The sequence below is a fragment of the Corynebacterium sp. HMSC055A01 genome (genome assembly GCF_001809405.1).
Taxonomy (GTDB): domain Bacteria; phylum Actinomycetota; class Actinomycetes; order Mycobacteriales; family Mycobacteriaceae; genus Corynebacterium; species Corynebacterium hesseae.
This window is the reverse complement of the sequence record NZ_KV797553.1, coordinates 36,709-53,806: the sequence shown is the minus strand read 5'-3', so window position 1 is coordinate 53,806 and position 17,098 is coordinate 36,709. Positions and strand designations below refer to the sequence as shown.

The window sequence follows — 17,098 nt, the reverse complement described above, 5'->3', positions numbered from 1 at the left end:
ACCCAGCAAGTGGAATCCTGGCACAACCAGCCTCCATATGGCATGCTTGAACGATCATCACTGGTTCCCTGCGGGAGCCCCGCGTGTACGGACCAGCTTCGCGTTCGCCCCGGACGCCCAGTCGCCTCTGGGAATAGGCGGTAAGCCTTAAGCGTTGCATGTCACAGAACACTGATTGAGGTCGTACGCTCGAGAACAAGCACACGGCTAGAAGGAGGAGTCACAACCATGCAGGAAGAACAGCGCCGCATGTACGAGCTGGAGTACCCCGCTCCAGTGGTCAAGGATGATTCCACTCCAGGCGCAGGCCCCACAATGATCGTTGCCATGAATGGCTACGCCGATGCAGGCCAGGCCGTTGAAGCCAGTGCTGATCACCTCAAAGCCGCGTTGGAAAACCGCCAGCTGGCCTCGTTTAATAACGACGAACTCATTGACTACCGTTCACGCCGCCCTGCCGTCACTATCGACCATGACCGCACCGTGGAGATTGAGAACACGGATTTGGGCATCAAGGTATTGCGGGATAATTCCGGCACGCCTTTCTTGCTGCTGTCCGGACCGGAACCGGACTTGCGGTGGGAGGCCTTTACGGATGCGGTAGTGAACTTGGTTGAAAAGTTCGATATCAAGAACACCATCATGCTCTACTCCGCGCCCATGCCGGTGCCACACACCCGCCCCACGGTGGTCACTGCGCACGGCAATGCCCCGGAACTCCTTAACTCTATGGTACGCATGGAATCCACCATGATGGTCCCCGGCGCAGCCGCCCTGTATATTGAGCGTGCCTTGGATAAGAAGGGCCGACGCGTGGCCGGCTATACCGCGCATGTGCCGCATTATCTGGCGGCCTCGCCTTATCCAGCGGCCACGCTCCGTCTTCTGGATTCGGTTGCCTCAGCCGTCGACCTCAACATTCCCTTGGGTAGCTTGGAGGCAGACGTGGCTCGCGTCAACCAGCAGCTCGAGGAGCAGGTGACGGATTCTGAAGAGATCGCGGGCGTGGTCCGCCAGTTGGAAGAGCAGTACGACGCTTATATGGAGCGCTACCGTTCCCGCCATCCGCAGGCCATTATGCCGGGTGAAGAGCACATGCCTACGGGCGAGGAAATCGGGGCTGACTTCGAGGCTTTCCTTGCCGGACTCGATGACAACCCGGATATCCTCTCTGAAGACATCGACGACCGCGAGGATAACTACGGGCGCGACGAGGGCCCCGGCTCAGACATGGACGATGACGTCTAACCTCAGATAAGCTCAGCACGCCGCGGCTGTCGAGGAGTCTCGGTCTTTCACAGCCGCAGGGCGGAGACTTATGCTCTAAGGCTTTCGCCTAAGGTGGGACGGGTGAACCTTTCTCAGATGTTGCCCGATCTCGCCGAAGTCCCCGAGTCGATGGTTGATGAGGCCATCTGGGAGACGTTTTTATCGTGGACCTCCGGCCGTGGAATCTCGCTGTACCCGGCGCAGGAAGAGGCCTCTTTAGCTATCCTCGCGCAGGATAACGTCATCTTGGCCACGCCTACCGGATCCGGTAAGTCCATGGTAGCCAATGCCGCCCACTTCATAGCTTTAGCGCGAGGGCAGCGCAGCTTCTACACCGCCCCTATCAAGGCCTTGGTGAGCGAGAAATTCTTCGCTCTCTGTGAGATTTTTGGCCCAGAAAACGTTGGCATGATGACCGGCGATGCCACGGTGAACGGTTCCGCGCCCATCATTGCTGCGACCGCGGAGATCGTCGCCAATATTGCACTGCGAGATGGCGCGGAAGCCGCCATCGATCAGGTGGTCATGGATGAATTCCACTATTATTCCGAGCCGGATCGCGGCTGGGCCTGGCAGGTTCCGCTGTTGGAATTGCCGAAGGCACAGTTCTTGCTCATGTCCGCGACCTTGGGCGATACGACGTGGCTGGAGAAGGACTTAACTGAGCGCACCGGACGCACGACGACGCTCGTGGCTGGGACAACCCGCCCGGTCCCGTTGGACTTCTCCTACGTCTTTTCCGCTGTCCATGAAACCATCGAGGAATTGCTCGCTGGTGGCAAGGCACCTGTCTACGTGGTCCACTTCTCCCAGCGCGAGGCCTCAGAGCGCGCGCAAGCATTGACGTCGCTGTCAAAGATCATCACCTCAGAGGAGAAGGAGTCCATTGCCGCTGAGCTCGCGGGATTCCGATTCACCACGACGTTCGGCAGGGACCTGTCTAAGCTGCTTCGTAAGGGAATTGGTGTACACCATGCCGGCATGTTGCCGAAGTATCGGCGCTTGGTGGAGCGGTTGGCCCAAAAGGGTCTGCTCAAGATCATCTGCGGTACCGACACTTTAGGTGTTGGCATCAATGTACCGATCCGCACGGTGTTGATGACGGGCCTGGCCAAGTATGACGGAACCCGTCAGCGGATCCTCAAGTCCCGCGAGTTTCACCAGATTGCCGGTCGCGCCGGCCGAGCAGGCTATGACACGGAAGGCACGGTCGTCGTAGAGGCGCCGGAGCACGAGATCGAAAACGCCAAAGCGCGGCGGCGCGTGGGCGATGACCCGGCGCGCCTAAAGAAACTGAAGAAGAAGTCCGCGCGCGATGGCGAGGTTTCGTGGTCGGAACAGACCTATGCCCGGCTTATCGACGCCGAACCGGAGCAGCTCACTTCCCAATTCCGAGTCTCCAATTCCATGCTGCTCAATGTGCTCGCCCGCCACGGCAACGGTTACGAGCACCTAAAACACCTGCTGCGTACGAGCCACAACACGCGTGCGCGCCAGAACGAAGACATCTTAACGGCGCTGAGCCTGTTTCGAGGGCTTCTCAATTCAGGCGTGGTCCAAAAATCCACCAAGGGTCTCGACATCTATGGACGCCCGTACCACGTGGTGCGGGAAATGCCGCGCGATTTCGCCTTGAACCAACCTTTGGGGCCCTTCGCGTTGGCGGCACTCACCTTGCTGTATCCGGAATCGGACACCTATGCCCTCGACGTCATCTCGGTCTTCGAGGCAGTGCTCGATGATCCTCGCCAAGTCCTAATTGCTCAGCAAAAGCAACGCCGTGGCGAGGAGATCGCGGCGCTCAAAGCAGACGGGGTGGACTACACCGAACGCATGGCCATCGTGGAAGACATCACCTGGCCGAAGCCACTCGAAGAGCTCTTGGAGCAGGCCTACGACACTTTTTGCGAAACCAATCCTTGGGCCAAGGAATTTGAGCTGCGTCCTAAGTCTGTGGTTCGCGACATGCTAGAGAGCGCCATGACCTTCTCCGACCTTGTCGCCACCTACGGACTCGCCCGCTCTGAAGGCGTCATCCTGCGCTACCTCACTGATGCTTGGCGCACGCTCAAGCAGTCGATCCCTGCCGAGTTCCTTACCGAGGAGCTCGAAGACATCATCGTCTGGCTCGGAGAACTTATCCGCCAGGTTGATTCTTCGCTCGTCGACGAGTGGGCTGAAATGGCCGGCGAGGACTCCCCCATTTCCCAGGCGGATTTGGACCGCGAATTGGCCTTCGGCGTTGAGGATCCCACTGCCTTGACAGCCAATCAGCGTGCCTTTGGCATCATGGTGCGCAACTACTTCTTCCGGCTCGCGCAGCTCTTTGCCTTGGAGAAGGAAGATCGCTTGGCAGATTTGTTGGATTATTTGGAGGAGATCCCCGACTTTGGCCAAGCTCTCGATGACTACTTCGATGACTACGATGACATCGATACTGGGCCAGCAGCACGGGGCCCGGAGTACTTTGTCCTGGACAAGGGCGACAAGGGCGCAGGGGCTCGTGGCGTTGGGGGTTCACGATCGTGGACCGTCCGGCAGATCCTCAAGGACCCAGAGGGGGACAACTCTTACCACATCGTTGGCACTGTCGATTTGGATGCCTCCGATGAGGCTGGTGAAGTCCGGCTGTCCGAACTACGCGTGGAATACTAGGGAATTTAAATACTCCCTTTCTTTGTTATTATTCTCCGTCAACCGCATATTATGCGTATGATTGGGGAATGAGCACGCCACAGCAGATAGACGAACGCCAGCTTTCCCCCATCCCTCACGCTAGCGCCGCGCCCGCGGCCGAGCATCTCACCCTCGGATCCTTCACCATGAAGGTTCTCAACGGCATCTCGATCGCCGTCGTCGTGTCGCTCGTCCCGCAGGCCTTGCTCGGCGAGTTGGCCAAGGCACTGCTCCCCTTCTGGTCCGGCGCGTCCACCGTAATAGCGCTGACGGGTCTAGCCGCCAGCCTTTTACCTGTGATGATTGGTGTCCTCGTAGGCATCGAATTCAAGATGACGCCGATTCAGACCGCAGCCGTGGGCATTGCTTCTTTCTGCGGCTCCGGGGTGGCCACCGTCAATCCCGAAGGCGGCTTCTTCCTCAAAGGCACCGGGCTCGTCATCAACTCTGGATTAACCGCAGCCATGGCAGTTGGTTTGCTCCTCTTCATCGGCGATAGGCTCAAGAACTACTCCATCTTGTTGCTTTCCACCATCGTGACGCTCGTTGCGGGCAGCATCGGATGGGTTGTCACCTTCCCCATCGTCAAGGTCTTTACGCTGTGGCTTGGTGACCTCGTGAACGGTGCGACAACTTTGCAGCCGGTCCTCATGGGCATAGTCCTCGCCGTTCTTTTTGCAGTCATGATCGTCTCCCCAGTCTCCACCGTCGGCATTGCTACCGCCATCTTTATCGACGGCATCGCCTCTGGCACCGCCAACCTCGGGGCCGTTGCCGCAGGGTTCACGCTCCTCGTTGCCGGCTGGCGCGTCAACGGCTTCGCCACCTCCATCCTGCATGTTCTGGGCTCTCCCAAAGTACAGATGGCCAATATGTTGTCCAAGCCGGTCACCTTCCTTCCCGTCATTTGCTCCGCCGCAATCCTGGGCGGCATTGGTGGCGCTCTAGGGATCTCAGGCACACCAATCTCCGCCGGTTTCGGAATATCCGGCCTCATGGGCCCGCTGGCGGCCCTCAATTACGAAGGGTGGGGATGGAGCGCCGGCAACGTGATGATCATTACCTTCGTTTATGTCGTACTTCCCCTCGCCCTTGCGCTGCTCTTTTGCTGGCTCTTTGAAAAGGTTCTGCACTTAACCAAATCTGAATACTTTTCCCTCGATTTCAAGTAGCGACATGGGGAGTACAGTGGGCGCCACTATGACTAACCCAAACTCCCCAGCCACCAGCATCCACCTTGCCGGCGTTCGTTTTGAGACACACGAGGATTCAGTCACTGTGCATTGGCTCCTCGGGGGCATGCCCCACCACCGTGACGTCGTCTTTAAGCTGCACACCCTCGACCTTCAGCTCATCGCCTACTTCGAGCAAGCCAACCTCAGCTCGATGGAGATCGCTTCATACGGAGAAGACACGAGGGACGCCCACCGCCCAGTTGATTATCAATACAACTACTCCCCCGAGGCACTCGCAATCACGCTGCCCACCGCCCACTTTAATCTAAAAGAAGAAGTCTTCACGATGAGCCTGTCAGTGGACGGCATCCCCTGCGGTGAGTGGACCGGAACGATTACCTAAGCCTTCACTCCCTACACACAGCGAAGCCTATACACGCTTTACAGGACTCTGACCAGCGACGATACTGGAGTAAGAGCAGTTCTCTAGGGTTCAAGGAGCTGGAAATGGCACACCATGCCAATGAGCCCCATGGCGATTCACACAACGCGCGGTTAAATTCCCTTCGGGCGGGAGTTCTCGGCGCTAATGACGGCATCGTCTCCGTCGCTGCACTTCTGCTCGGCGTCGTGGGGTCGGGGGCGTCGGCAAGCGCCATCCTTATCGCCGGCTTGGCCGCAACCGTATCGGGAGCCGCGTCGATGGCGCTGGGAGAATATGTCTCGGTGTCAGCGCAGCGTGACTCCGAACGGATGATGATAGCCAAGGAGACCCGCGAGCTGGCAGAGCTTCCTGAACAAGAACACGCCGAACTCGTATCTATGTTGGCCGACTACGGCATGAACACCACTACCGCAGACACTGCAGCACATGAGATCGCCGCCAAAGATAGGCTCTTGGAGGCACACCTGAGGCTGGAAATGGGAATCGATGGTGAGGACCTGACGAACCCTTGGCACGCCGCTTTCTGGTCGGCAGTATCTTTCCTTGCCGGTGCAGCGCTGCCCCTCCTGTCAATCTTCATAGCCCCGATGAGCATGGCCGCAGCAGTCGTCGCCGTGGTCACTCTCATTGCCCTGGCGATTACGGGCTACGTGTCTGCTCGCCTCGCCGGTACGAATGCCGCACGTTCCGTCTTCCGCCTCGTCTTTGGTGGAGCGCTCGGGCTAGCCATTACCTATGGCATCGGCGTTGCCTTCGGCGGGGTCATCGGCTAGAAGGCCGCAAACCGCCCCCAGCCCTTTGAGACACAAAAAGTCCCACTCCCCTGTACATAATCACGGGAGTGGGACTTTCTATCGTGCGCCTAAGAAGGCATGCTGTTTATCTACTCAGCGGAACGCACAGCCTCAGCCTGCAGCGCCTGCGCCACAGCCTGAACAACGCCTGCGACCTTGACGCCTTCCCAAATCTGCTCCTTGGTCACGCCCTCCTCCAACAGAGTATTGGCGTGTGCAGTCAAGCAGTGCTCGCAGCCATTGATAGCAGAGACAACGGTGCTCCACAGCTCAAACGTTGCCTTGTCTACGCCAGGCTTAGCAATGATGTTCATGCGCAGACCAAACTTGACCTGAGCGAAATCATCGCCCAACCAGCTCTTTGCGCGGTAGGCCACGTTATTCATAGCCATCACCGTGGCGGAGCCGAGAGCTGCGTCAACTGCCTCTTCGCTGAGGTGCTCGCGGGCTTCCTCAAGAATCTCCTTCAGGACCAGATCATTACGGGTGGCGGCCGCGGCAGCGACCAAGCTGCCCCACAGCTGCTCCTCATTCAGCTCGGTCGTACGCGTGAGCGTACCGATGTTGAGCTTCTGATCCTTGGCATACGCCGGAAGTGCGGACTTCAGGTTGTCGATGGACACTGAGTAACTCCTTTATGGTTGGACGGTTGTGCTTAGCGATGTCTTACAGTGCGGACTGAACGACCTCGAGCTTGTCGATGTTCTTCGTCGGGTCATTAGCCTCCCAGTTGCAGGCACAAACCTCTTCGGACTGCAGCGCATCGAGCACACGCAGAACCTCATCAACGTTGCGGCCGACAGCGTCCGGGGTCACGGACACGAACTGGATAACACCGTCCGGGTCAATGATGAAAGTTGCGCGGTCAGCAACGCCGTCGGCATTCTCCACACCGAGGGCGCGGATCAGGTCGTGGCGGATATCAGAGAACATCGGGAACGGGACTTCCTTCAGCTCCGGGTGGGTTGCACGCCAGTTGAAGTGCGCAAACTCATTGTCGGTGGAGCCGCCGAGGATCTGGGTATCGCGGTCCTGGAATTCCTCATCCAGCTTGCCGAAGGCTGCGATCTCAGTCGGGCACACAAAGGTGAAGTCCTTCGGGTAGAAGAATACAACCTTCCACATCCCCTGGTACTTGTCCAAAGACACCTGCTCGAAGTAATCCTCCGGCTGGTTAGCGTTGACGTCGTGGAGGTCGCCGCCCTTCAGCGCAGTCAGTTCGAACTCTGGGAACTTCTCACCAACGGTCAAGATAGGCATAGAAGATTCAACTCCTTCAATAGTCACAACAATGCACAAAAGTGATGCAAATCTCTACGACCGCACACCATTTTGCCTTTTAGCTGGTACGCAGCCGCTCGCTTGTTAAGTATGCCACGAACCCCCTCGCACGTCAATAGGCCTGACGAATTAGAGATGTTAGAGTTATAGGCATGAACAATAAGGAGTATCGCCCAACCCTCGCCCAGTTGCGCACCTTCGTCACGATTGCGGAGAACAAACACTTTGGCTCCGCGGCCGCCAAACTCGATATCTCCCAGCCTTCGCTCTCCCAAGCACTCGTCGCCCTCGAACAAGGCTTGGGCGTCCAGCTCATCGAGCGCTCTACCCGCAAGGTCATCGTGACGTCCACCGGCGAGGCGCTCCTCCCCTACGCCAAGGCAACGCTCGAAGCGTCCGATGCCTTCCTCAGCCAAGCCCACGGTGCAAGCGGTACGTTAACTGGCCCCCTCACCATCGGAATCATCCCCACCATCGCGCCCTATATTTTGCCGGGGCTACTGAAATCCATCAGCGAAACCTACCCTGATCTAGAACCACGCTTCGTCGAGGAACAGACTCAACACCTGTTAGACAAGCTGCGCGAGGGCAGCTTAGACCTCGCTGTGGCCGCACTGCCCACCGAGGCCACCGGGATGGTCGAGACTCCTCTCTATAGCGAGTCCTTTACCGTCGTAACACCGGCAGGACACCCGCTCGCGGGGCGCGAGGATCTCACACTCGAAGAGCTTGCAGACCTTGACCTTTTGCTGCTTGACGACGGCCACTGCCTCCGCGACCAAGTCCTCGACCTATGCCGTCGCGCCAAGGTAAACCCCTCCGAAGCCACCAATGCCGTCACCCGAGCATCGTCGCTGACCACTATCCTGCAGCTCGTCATGGGAAATCTAGGCACTACCCTTGTCCCTGAATCAGCGCTCGCAACGGAATGCCAAAACCCGCAGCTTGCGGTCGCCCGTTTCGCCCCCACGGTAACAGCGGAGCGCCCGGTTGGACTCGTTTTCCGATCGTCTGCTGCCCGCGCTGATGAATTTCGCGCCTTTGGCTCTTTGGTCACCGCCGCCTTCCAGGACGCTGCGGAACGCTCCCGAGCCCTCTTCCCGACCTCGTAATTCGAGCCCCCCCAACTCTGATGGCATTAAAAACTACAACGCCGCCCTTGGCTTACCTCTTGTAGCCCGGCCCGCCTCGGTAGGCGGTGGCTAAACAAGCGGAAAGCTTAGGCGGCGTTGCGTTATAGGTCTGGTTTAGACCTTAAGCTGCGGGAGCATAACGACCCTGGCACTGGCGGCACAGGTGCGCTGTCGCCAGCTGAAGGGCCGGCGCGATAATAATCAGAGCCAAGCCCAAGGTAATAAGGGACGCGAAACCCAAGAGGCCAGACAGGACAATAAACAGCAAAAGGTGGCTGTAGTTTTCCTTGCCCAGCTTGAGTCCCTGGGAGAAAGCCTCGCCGATCGAGGAAGTATCGGCTGCCAACCAGGGCATGAGGGTAAAGAAGGGCTGAATAAACAGCGCAATCAACATCACTACAAGGAGCCCACCAAAGATGGAGCCAACGAGCGCGAAAACATCGCTCTGGCTGAGCTGCTCTGGGTTCTGGAGGTCCGTACCTTCCACACCGCCGAGGACCACCATAAACAGGACGACGATGACGATCACCAGGGCAATCGCTGCGAGAATGCCCAAGACAAGATTCACTACCAGCGGCGGCACCCAGCGAACTCCCTGGAACAGGGTTCCCCATGTGGGGCTCGGCTTATCGATTTCACGGTAGGCCAAACGATAAACAACCAGAGAAATGACAAAGGACAGGATAGACACCGCGAAGGAGAAGAGGTCCAACATGACGGAGGTCTCCGCCCCATCGGCACTCTGCGCACCAACGCTGATTCCAACTTGTGGGACAAACTGAATAGCAAGCACGACGACGGCTCCCAACACCCACAAAAGTGCGTTGCCGAGCGCGGCCTTGAATCCCCATTTGATCGCTTCGATAGCGCTGACTGGACCCGTATAGGCCGGACCGGCACCTGGGCCGAGGCCCTCTTGACCGGAGCTATTCCCATAGCTCGCACCGGCATAACCCGGCTGGCCAGCATCGTACCCACCATAGGACTGAGAGCCGTAAGCTCCGCCGCCATAGTTGCCATAGTTGCCGGATTGACCGAAACCAGCCTGGTCTTCTGGGTGGCTGGTGGGTTCATACTTTGGAAGTCCACCAGTGTTCCCGGAGGAATTACTGGGGCCGTTCTGCGGGTTGCTTCCGAACCCTCCGTTGGAGCCGTTGTCCTCCGGATTCGAACCAAAAGGATTAGTCATTGATTGTGCCCTTCTTTAATCATTGTTCACACAGTCACCACGAGGGTACCAATTTCTCTACCTGGACCTGTGAGCGACTAGCCTTCCGAGTAGACTTTTAGGTCAACTATGACTGCTACTCGCGAAGATCTTTACGGCGCTCTCACAACAGTTTCTTTGAGTGATGAGCGCGCATTCCGTCGCCGCCTGCGCAAGGCTCGTTCTCCCAAGGCCCTGGCTGCGATCCAGGCCGATATCACAGCCGCCCAAGACAAGGTGAGCACCATCGATGCCAACGTGCCGCCGATTACCTACCCCGAGGAGCTTCCCGTCACCGGACGCCGCGACGATATCGCCGAGGCGATCGAAAAGAATCAGGTAGTCATCATCGCTGGTGAAACCGGTTCGGGAAAGACCACACAGATTCCAAAAATCTGCCTGGAACTCGGCCGCGGCCGGCGGGGGCTCATTGGCCATACCCAGCCGCGGCGACTAGCAGCGCGTACCGTCGCCGAGCGCATTGCAGAAGAACTTGATCAGTCCATCGGGGACACAGTCGGCTATGCCATTCGCTTCGATGACAAAGTCTCCTCCACCACCGCCGTGAAGCTCATGACCGACGGCATCCTGCTGGCAGAGATGCAGCGCGACCGTTTCCTCAATGCCTACGACACGATCATTATCGATGAGGCACACGAGCGCTCACTCAACATCGACTTCCTCTTGGGCTACCTCAAGCGGCTGCTTCCCAAGCGTCCGGATCTGAAGGTCATCATCACCTCAGCAACGATTGATCCCGAGCGCTTCGCCGAACACTTCGCGGACGCTGGGGGCAAACCTGCCCCCATCATCGAGGTCTCCGGGCGCACCTACCCCGTGGAGATCCGCTACCGCCCGCTCGAGGTCGAATCGGGTGGAAAGACCATCGACCTCGATCCTCTCGACGCCCTCTGCGAAGCCATCGAGGAGCTCATGGCCGAAGGCGAAGGAGATATTCTGTGCTTCTTCCCCGGAGAGCGCGATATCCGCGACGCCATGGAGGCCATCGAGGGGCGCCACTGGCGCAACGTGGAGGTCACTCCGCTCTTCGGACGCCTGTCCAACCAGGAACAGCATCGCGTTTTCCGCTCGCACCGCGGACGGCGCATCGTGCTCTCCACCAACATTGCTGAGACCTCATTGACGGTGCCGGGCATTCGCTACGTCGTGGATACGGGAACGGCGCGTATATCGCGCTATTCCACGCGCACCAAGGTGCAGCGTCTCCCCATCGAGCCGGTCTCCCAGGCAAGCGCCAACCAGCGCTCGGGCCGCTGTGGCCGCGTTGCGGATGGCATCGCCATCCGCCTGTACAGCGAGCAGGATTTCCTATCCCGCCCGGAGTTTACGGATCCCGAGATTCTGCGCACCAACCTGGCCAGCGTCATCCTACAGATGATTTCGCTGCGCCTTGGTGACATTGCTGACTTCCCCTTCGTCCAACCCCCTGAGCGGAAGGCCGTACGAGACGGCCTACTTCTTCTGCACGAACTGGGCGCCCTCGAGGGCAAAGAAAAAGACGGACTACCTGTCCTGACCCGAATAGGACGCGATCTTGCCCGCATCCCCGTAGATCCACGCATGGCCCGCATGCTGGTCGAGGCCAAGACTTCCGGGTGTCTCCACGACGTCATGGTCATCGTTGCTGCCATGACGATCCAAGATGTGCGCGAGCGGCCGAGCGACAAGCAAGCTCAAGCCGACCAGGCACATGCCCGCTTCAAGGATAAAACCTCCGACTTTGTGGCCATGCTCAACCTGTGGGACTTTGTCCAGGAAGCTCGCGATGAGATGAGCGGCAATGCTTTCCGCAAACGGATGAAGGCCGACTTCCTGCACTATATGCGCATCCGCGAGTGGTTCGATCTGGTGCGGCAGCTGCGGGACGTCGCCAAGCAGCTCGGGTGGAAAGCCCAGGAAAGCACAGAGCGTCGCCCCGATGACATCCATATGGCCTTGCTTTCTGGACTGTTGTCTAATATCGGCGCGCGTGATGGCAACTCTAAGGAGTTCATTGGTGCACGCAATACCCGCTTCCTCGTCTTCCCCGGATCGGCACTGGCAAAGAAACCGCCCGAGTTCGTCATGGCGGCTGAGTTGGTGGAAACGTCGCGCCTGTGGGCGCGCGACGTTGCTGCCATCGACCCAGCATGGGTTGAAAAGCTGGCGAAGGATTTGCTGAAGCACAACTATTCTGACCCGACGTGGTCGCGAAAGCGCGGCTCTGCGGTCGTCACCCAACGCTCGACGCTTTATGGCGTCACTGTTGTCGCCGACCGGACCGTGCCCTATCACCGCGTGGATCCTGAGGCAGCGCGCGATATGTTCATCCGTAACGCGCTAGTCGACGGCGACTGGACCACCCACCACCACTTCTTCCACGACAACAAGCGCAAACTCGCCGAGGCCTCCGAATATGAGGAGAAGGCCCGCCGGCGCGGACTCGTCGTAGACGAAGACACTCTCTTCGATTTCTACGATCAGCGCATCCCTGCGTCTGTCACCACCGCCCGGCATTTCGATTCCTGGTGGAAAAAGCAGAAGAACAAACATTCCTTGGACTTCGACCCAGAAGCTCTTCTCGAGGAGGACCACGATGTCACCGAGGATGCCTTCCCCGACCGCTGGTTGAAGGGAAGCATCGACTACGACTTGTCCTACAAGTTCGAGCCGGGAGACCCGCTCGACGGTGTCACACTCATGGTTCCCGTCCCGCTCCTCGCGGGGTTGGACACAGAAGGCTTCGATTGGCTGGTACCGGGCCTACGTCTAGAGCTCGTAACTGAGCTTATTCGCTCGCTGCCGAAGGCTCTTCGACGCACCGTGGTTCCGGCACCCGAGTTCGCTGAACGCGCGCTGCCCAAGCTCTTGCCCTATGAGGGCACACTCACCGAGCAACTCGCTGCGGTTTTGCAAGAGATGGGCGGCCAAGGCATCAATGCCGGCGATTTCCGCCCCGACCAGCTCCCTCCGCATCTGCGCATGAACTATGCCGCAGTGGACAAGCGGGGCAAGGTCATCGACTCAGACCGCAACCTGCAGGCTCTAGTCCAACGCCAAGCCGGCCACATTTCCTCCTCGGTCTCACGCGTTGGCCGCGCCGCCGAATCCACTGCGGTCAAGGAATGGACGGAGGATACACTCGGCGCCATCGATGAGGAGGTGGTAACCGTCGTTGATGGACACGAGGTCACCGCCTACCCCGCGCTCGTAGCGACCAAGGATGGCGTGGCGCTCAAGGTCCATCCCACCAAGGCGGCTGCCGACGCCTCCATGATCACCGCCACCCTAACCTTGCTGCTCCGGGAAATTACGGTGAATACGCAGCAGATGGTCAAAGGGCTTCCTCTACAGCAGCGGGTAGCCGTCGACTCCTACCCCCACGGCGGGGCGGAAGGACTTGTCAGCGATGCCCGGGTTGCCGCAGTACGCGACATCATGATGGAAAAGGGCGGCCCGGTGCGCACCCCCGGTGACTTCAATGCATTGCTCAACGCGGTCAAACCGGAGGTCCCGGGCAGAGTGCGCCAGGCAGTCGTTGCAATTGCGCCGGGCCTAGCAGAGTATTCCAATCTGAATGCTGAGCTGAAGCACTGGGAGGGGCCGGCCATCGATGATATTCGGGCCCAGCTCAATTTCCTATTGCCCGCGCACGCCATCACCGTCCACGGGATCCAGCACCTGCGCCATTTACCGCGCTATATCCAGGCCGCGCGCATCAGACTTGAGGAAATGAACGTGGACCCGGACCGCGATGCTGACCGGCAGGCAGACGTCGACGAGGCCAAAGCCTATGTGGCCAATCGGTTGCGGTCCCTGCCTCCTGGCCGTGAAAAGACGCGTGAGGTTAAAGACATCTACTGGATGATTGAGGAACTGCGCGTATCGCTCTTCGCACAACGCCTGGGCACTGCCCACGCGGTGTCTTTGAGGAGAATCCAAAAGGCAGTGGATAAATTACGCTAAAAGCTATCGCGGTCGCGCCGACGCATGAGGCGGATTTCTGATTCAAAGTCGTCGGCGCTTTCAAAAGACTTATACACGGACGCAAAGCGCAGGTAGGCCACTTCATCGAGATCTCGCAGAGGTTCCAGGATGGCAAGGCCGATGTCATTGGCGTTGACTTGCGAGGAGCCGTGACTGCGCACGGTCTCTTCAACTTCTTGAGCGAGCTTCTTCAAAGCATCATCGCTAACGTCGCGCCCCTGGCATGCGCGTTTGACGCCTCGGATCAGCTTGTCGCGGCTGAACGGCTCAGCCAAGCCATTTCGCTTGACTACTGACAAGACTGCTTTCTCGATGGTGGTGAATCGACCTTTGCACGCGGCGCATTCGCGACGCCGCCGGATCGAGGTTCCGCTGTCGATCACGCGCGAGTCAATAACGCGTGATTGTTCGTTGTGACAGAACGGGCAATACACAGTGCCGTATCCTTCCTTTCGACCAATGCGCACATGCTGCTGGCCCAAGGAATTCTAGCGCGAAGACACGACCGTCGTGGACGAAGAGGTGCTCGCACTGTCAACCTCACTATCGATACTGAGGCCACCCCATACTGTGCCGATGAATACCGCGGCGCCAAAGACTGCTCCGAGCACATAGTTACCTACGTTCGACCGACTACGACGGCTGCCCGATGTTGCTCCGGCGGCCGAAACCTGGGAATTCACCGGAATTTCCGGACGGCACTGTGTTCTATCGTTTACGGCAAGAGTTCGAACACGAGACGGCCCATATGGAAGGTTGCGCGGGGCATCAGACGTGATCGACCGAGACTGAGCGGGATCCCAAACCGCCGCTGGCGGCACTAGCACAGCCCGATTGCTAGACTTCTCGAGGGACACCCCGCGCAGTACAGAGGCATTGTTTAATGCGATAGCCATGACGGTTCCTTTCTAGGTCTTCCTTATTCATTAAGACAATGCCCGAAGTGTACGAACAAAGCCCGACATCTTCGAACATCAACTTCGATCAACCGTTCGATTTGGTGCGTATGTTCGATTTATAGCAGGCCTTCGAAAATTTGTCCACACTCGGGCGGCGTTAGTCGAACATTTTTTCTTTCCGTGCTAAAAAGGGAAGCGGAAGTATCACCAGCAGCCCACCCCCATTTATGTCCGGCACACCAAAGCCGCGCACATCATCTCTGCACACCCCGACAGTTCCTAGGAGCAAGAATGGCCCGCAATCCGAAGCGAAGCGACCACCCTTCCCTCGATTCACTATCCCCTCGCCAACGCCGCATCTTGGAAGTAATCCATGACGCCGTCATGTTGCGCGGCTATCCGCCAAGCATCCGCGAAATCGGTGACGCAACAGGCCTCCAGTCCACCTCGTCCGTGGCCTATCAGTTAAAGCAGCTGGAAGAGAAGGGCTTCCTTCGCCGCGATCCAAACAAGCCACGAGCTGTTGATGTGCGCCATTTCCCCGGCGCCGACGACCCCAAAAAGCCCGGGCGCAAGACCGGGCAGGCAATCGCACCATCGGGAACCTCCACCCCTGACGCGCCCGAAGACGCCGCCACCCCAAACTACATTCCTGTTGTGGGCCGCATTGCCGCTGGTTCCCCCATCACCGCCGAGGAGAACATCGACGCCTACTTCCCCATGCCGGGTGAAATCCTAGGCAGCGGCGAACTATATATGCTGCAAGTCGTGGGAGATTCAATGCAGGATGCGGGAATCCTCAACGGGGATTGGGTTATTATTCGCTCGCAGTCTGTTGCAGAAGAAGGCGAGTTCGTAGCCGCGCTTTTGGATGGTGAAGAAGCGACCGTGAAGGAATTTCACCGAGATTCCTCCGGTGTATGGCTCCTCCCCCACAACGACGCCTACTCACCCATCAAGGGCGATGAAGCCGAAATCATGGGCAAAGTGGTATCCGTGTTCCGCAAACTCTAGAAACCATCCACCTCAGCGCTCCCTCAGGCCTTCCCCGCTCCACACCAATCACCCACTCGGTGCGGGCGAACCGGACTGGGGGATTGTTTCTTTTTACCCCCTTGTGTGTGTACATGCCCGATTTCGACCGTTTTAGCGTCCGAGATCACACATTCGGATACTTGCAGTACAACTATAGGTTTTAGTGACTAAGGCACGCATTCGATGTGAGCTTTTCTTTGTTTAGTTCCGTTTTGTTCGCATTCAGTGGGACAATAGAAGTATCGCCACAACATCCGTTGTTCTTTTCGTTCACACGCCCCAGCCCCTTTTCCTTCACCGGCGGGCGCAGTGACCACCACAAGGCAGACTTCATTTGGAGGAACCATGTACGCAGAAGAGCGTCGCCGACAAATTGCGTCATTGACCGCTGTAGAAGGACGAGTCAATGTCACCGAGCTCTCCGAGCGCTTCGATGTCACCGCTGAGACGATTCGCCGCGATCTCGCAGTCTTGGACCGAGAGGGAGTTGTGCACCGAGTTCATGGCGGTGCAGTCGCCTCCCAATCCTTCCAGACCGCCGAATTCACCCTTGATACTCGCCAACGTTCGGCCACAGGCGCCAAGATGGCCATCGCACGCGCCGCACTGGAGCAGCTTCCTGACGGCGGCAGCATCTTTCTCGATGCCGGAACCACCACGAATGCGCTTGCCGATCTCATAGGCCAGCGCTACTCGGCCGGGCAATTCAGCATTGTGTCGAATAGTCTCCCGATCGCTCTTTCACTAGCCAGCAACGGGGTATCTGACGTCCAGCTGCTTGGCGGCACGGTGCGCGCGATTACCCAGGCCGTCGTCGGTGACACTGCGCTTCGCACCATGGCCCTGATGCGTGCCGACGTCGCCTTTATCGGAACCAATGCGCTAACCATTGACCACGGGCTCTCCACGGCCGATTCGCAAGAGGCGGCTATCAAATCAGCATTCGTCACCAATGCACACCGCGTTGTCGTGCTGTGTGATTCATCGAAGTTGGGCAACGACTACTTGGTCAGCTTTGCATCACTCGATGAGATTGATGTCGTCATTACCGACGCTGCCGCCCCCGATTCCTACGTTGAGGCTCTGCGCGAGCACGGCATCGAGGTGATTGTCGCCGCGGACAAGTAGGCGCTTTCACCAATAGATCAATTCAGCACCCATAGATCAATTCAGGAGGTGTGCACCCCGCATGATGAG

13 protein-coding genes are annotated in these 17,098 nt (G+C 58.4%); 9 read left to right on the top strand and 4 right to left on the bottom strand.

The genetic code is table 11. The features are described from left to right. Positions 1-228 precede the first annotated feature (228 nt). From HMPREF2604_RS03235 to HMPREF2604_RS03215, 5 genes are all read left to right on the top strand, one after another. Positions 229-1,248: a PAC2 family protein gene (locus tag HMPREF2604_RS03235; RefSeq protein WP_070521987.1), complete on the top strand. Its 1,020-nt coding sequence runs from the start codon at positions 229-231 to the stop codon at positions 1,246-1,248. A 102-nt stretch (positions 1,249-1,350) separates the two neighbouring features. Continuing rightward, positions 1,351-3,924, top strand: coding sequence for a DEAD/DEAH box helicase (locus HMPREF2604_RS03230; protein WP_070563161.1), 2,574 nt, complete (start codon positions 1,351-1,353; stop codon positions 3,922-3,924). A gap of 167 nt (positions 3,925-4,091) precedes the next feature. After that, on the top strand, positions 4,092-5,117 hold the full coding sequence (locus HMPREF2604_RS03225; protein WP_369816036.1) for a PTS sugar transporter subunit IIC: 1,026 nt from the start codon (positions 4,092-4,094) through the stop codon (positions 5,115-5,117). A gap of 28 nt (positions 5,118-5,145) precedes the next feature. Beyond that, positions 5,146-5,523, top strand: a complete 378-nt coding sequence (locus HMPREF2604_RS03220) for a hypothetical protein (protein WP_070563338.1) — start codon at positions 5,146-5,148, stop codon at positions 5,521-5,523. Positions 5,524-5,627: 104 nt separating this feature from the next. After that, the gene (locus tag HMPREF2604_RS03215) at positions 5,628-6,338 is read left to right on the top strand and encodes a VIT1/CCC1 transporter family protein (RefSeq protein WP_070563157.1); all 711 of its coding nucleotides are present in this window, start codon (positions 5,628-5,630) and stop codon (positions 6,336-6,338) included. Between the two features lie 110 nt (positions 6,339-6,448). On the opposite strand, the gene HMPREF2604_RS03210 is transcribed toward HMPREF2604_RS03215, so the two are convergent. Beyond that, positions 6,449-6,982, bottom strand: a complete 534-nt coding sequence (locus HMPREF2604_RS03210) for an alkylhydroperoxidase, AhpD family (RefSeq protein ID WP_070524463.1) — start codon at positions 6,980-6,982, stop codon at positions 6,449-6,451. Between the two features lie 43 nt (positions 6,983-7,025). Continuing rightward, the gene (locus tag HMPREF2604_RS03205) at positions 7,026-7,619 is read right to left on the bottom strand and encodes a peroxiredoxin (RefSeq protein WP_070524465.1); all 594 of its coding nucleotides are present in this window, start codon (positions 7,617-7,619) and stop codon (positions 7,026-7,028) included. A 173-nt stretch (positions 7,620-7,792) separates the two neighbouring features. Here HMPREF2604_RS03205 and HMPREF2604_RS03200 point away from each other — a divergent pair, with 173 nt between their 5' ends. Continuing rightward, positions 7,793-8,752, top strand: coding sequence for a hydrogen peroxide-inducible genes activator (locus HMPREF2604_RS03200; protein WP_070524467.1), 960 nt, complete (start codon positions 7,793-7,795; stop codon positions 8,750-8,752). A gap of 142 nt (positions 8,753-8,894) precedes the next feature. Here the strand turns inward: HMPREF2604_RS03200 and HMPREF2604_RS03195 are convergent, their stop codons facing one another. Continuing rightward, the gene (locus HMPREF2604_RS03195) at positions 8,895-9,962 is read right to left on the bottom strand and encodes an ABC transporter ATP-binding protein (protein ID WP_070524469.1); all 1,068 of its coding nucleotides are present in this window, start codon (positions 9,960-9,962) and stop codon (positions 8,895-8,897) included. 108 nt (positions 9,963-10,070) lie between these two features. Here HMPREF2604_RS03195 and hrpA point away from each other — a divergent pair, with 108 nt between their 5' ends. Further along, positions 10,071-13,946: an ATP-dependent RNA helicase HrpA gene (gene hrpA, locus HMPREF2604_RS03190; RefSeq protein ID WP_070563150.1), complete on the top strand. Its 3,876-nt coding sequence runs from the start codon at positions 10,071-10,073 to the stop codon at positions 13,944-13,946. Here hrpA and nrdR read toward each other — a convergent pair. Next, positions 13,943-14,401, bottom strand: coding sequence for a transcriptional regulator NrdR (gene nrdR, locus HMPREF2604_RS03185; protein WP_010190258.1), 459 nt, complete (start codon positions 14,399-14,401; stop codon positions 13,943-13,945). The genes hrpA and nrdR overlap by 4 nt on opposite strands. Before the next feature lie 756 nt (positions 14,402-15,157). On the opposite strand from nrdR, the gene lexA reads away from it, so the two are divergent. After that, complete coding sequence (lexA, locus tag HMPREF2604_RS03180; RefSeq protein WP_070531375.1) at positions 15,158-15,880, top strand: transcriptional repressor LexA; 723 nt, start codon at positions 15,158-15,160, stop codon at positions 15,878-15,880. 366 nt (positions 15,881-16,246) lie between these two features. Beyond that, positions 16,247-17,029 (top strand): DeoR/GlpR family DNA-binding transcription regulator, encoded by a 783-nt coding sequence (locus tag HMPREF2604_RS03175; RefSeq protein WP_070524475.1) that lies wholly within the window; start codon positions 16,247-16,249, stop codon positions 17,027-17,029. The last annotated feature ends 69 nt before the right edge of the window (positions 17,030-17,098 follow it).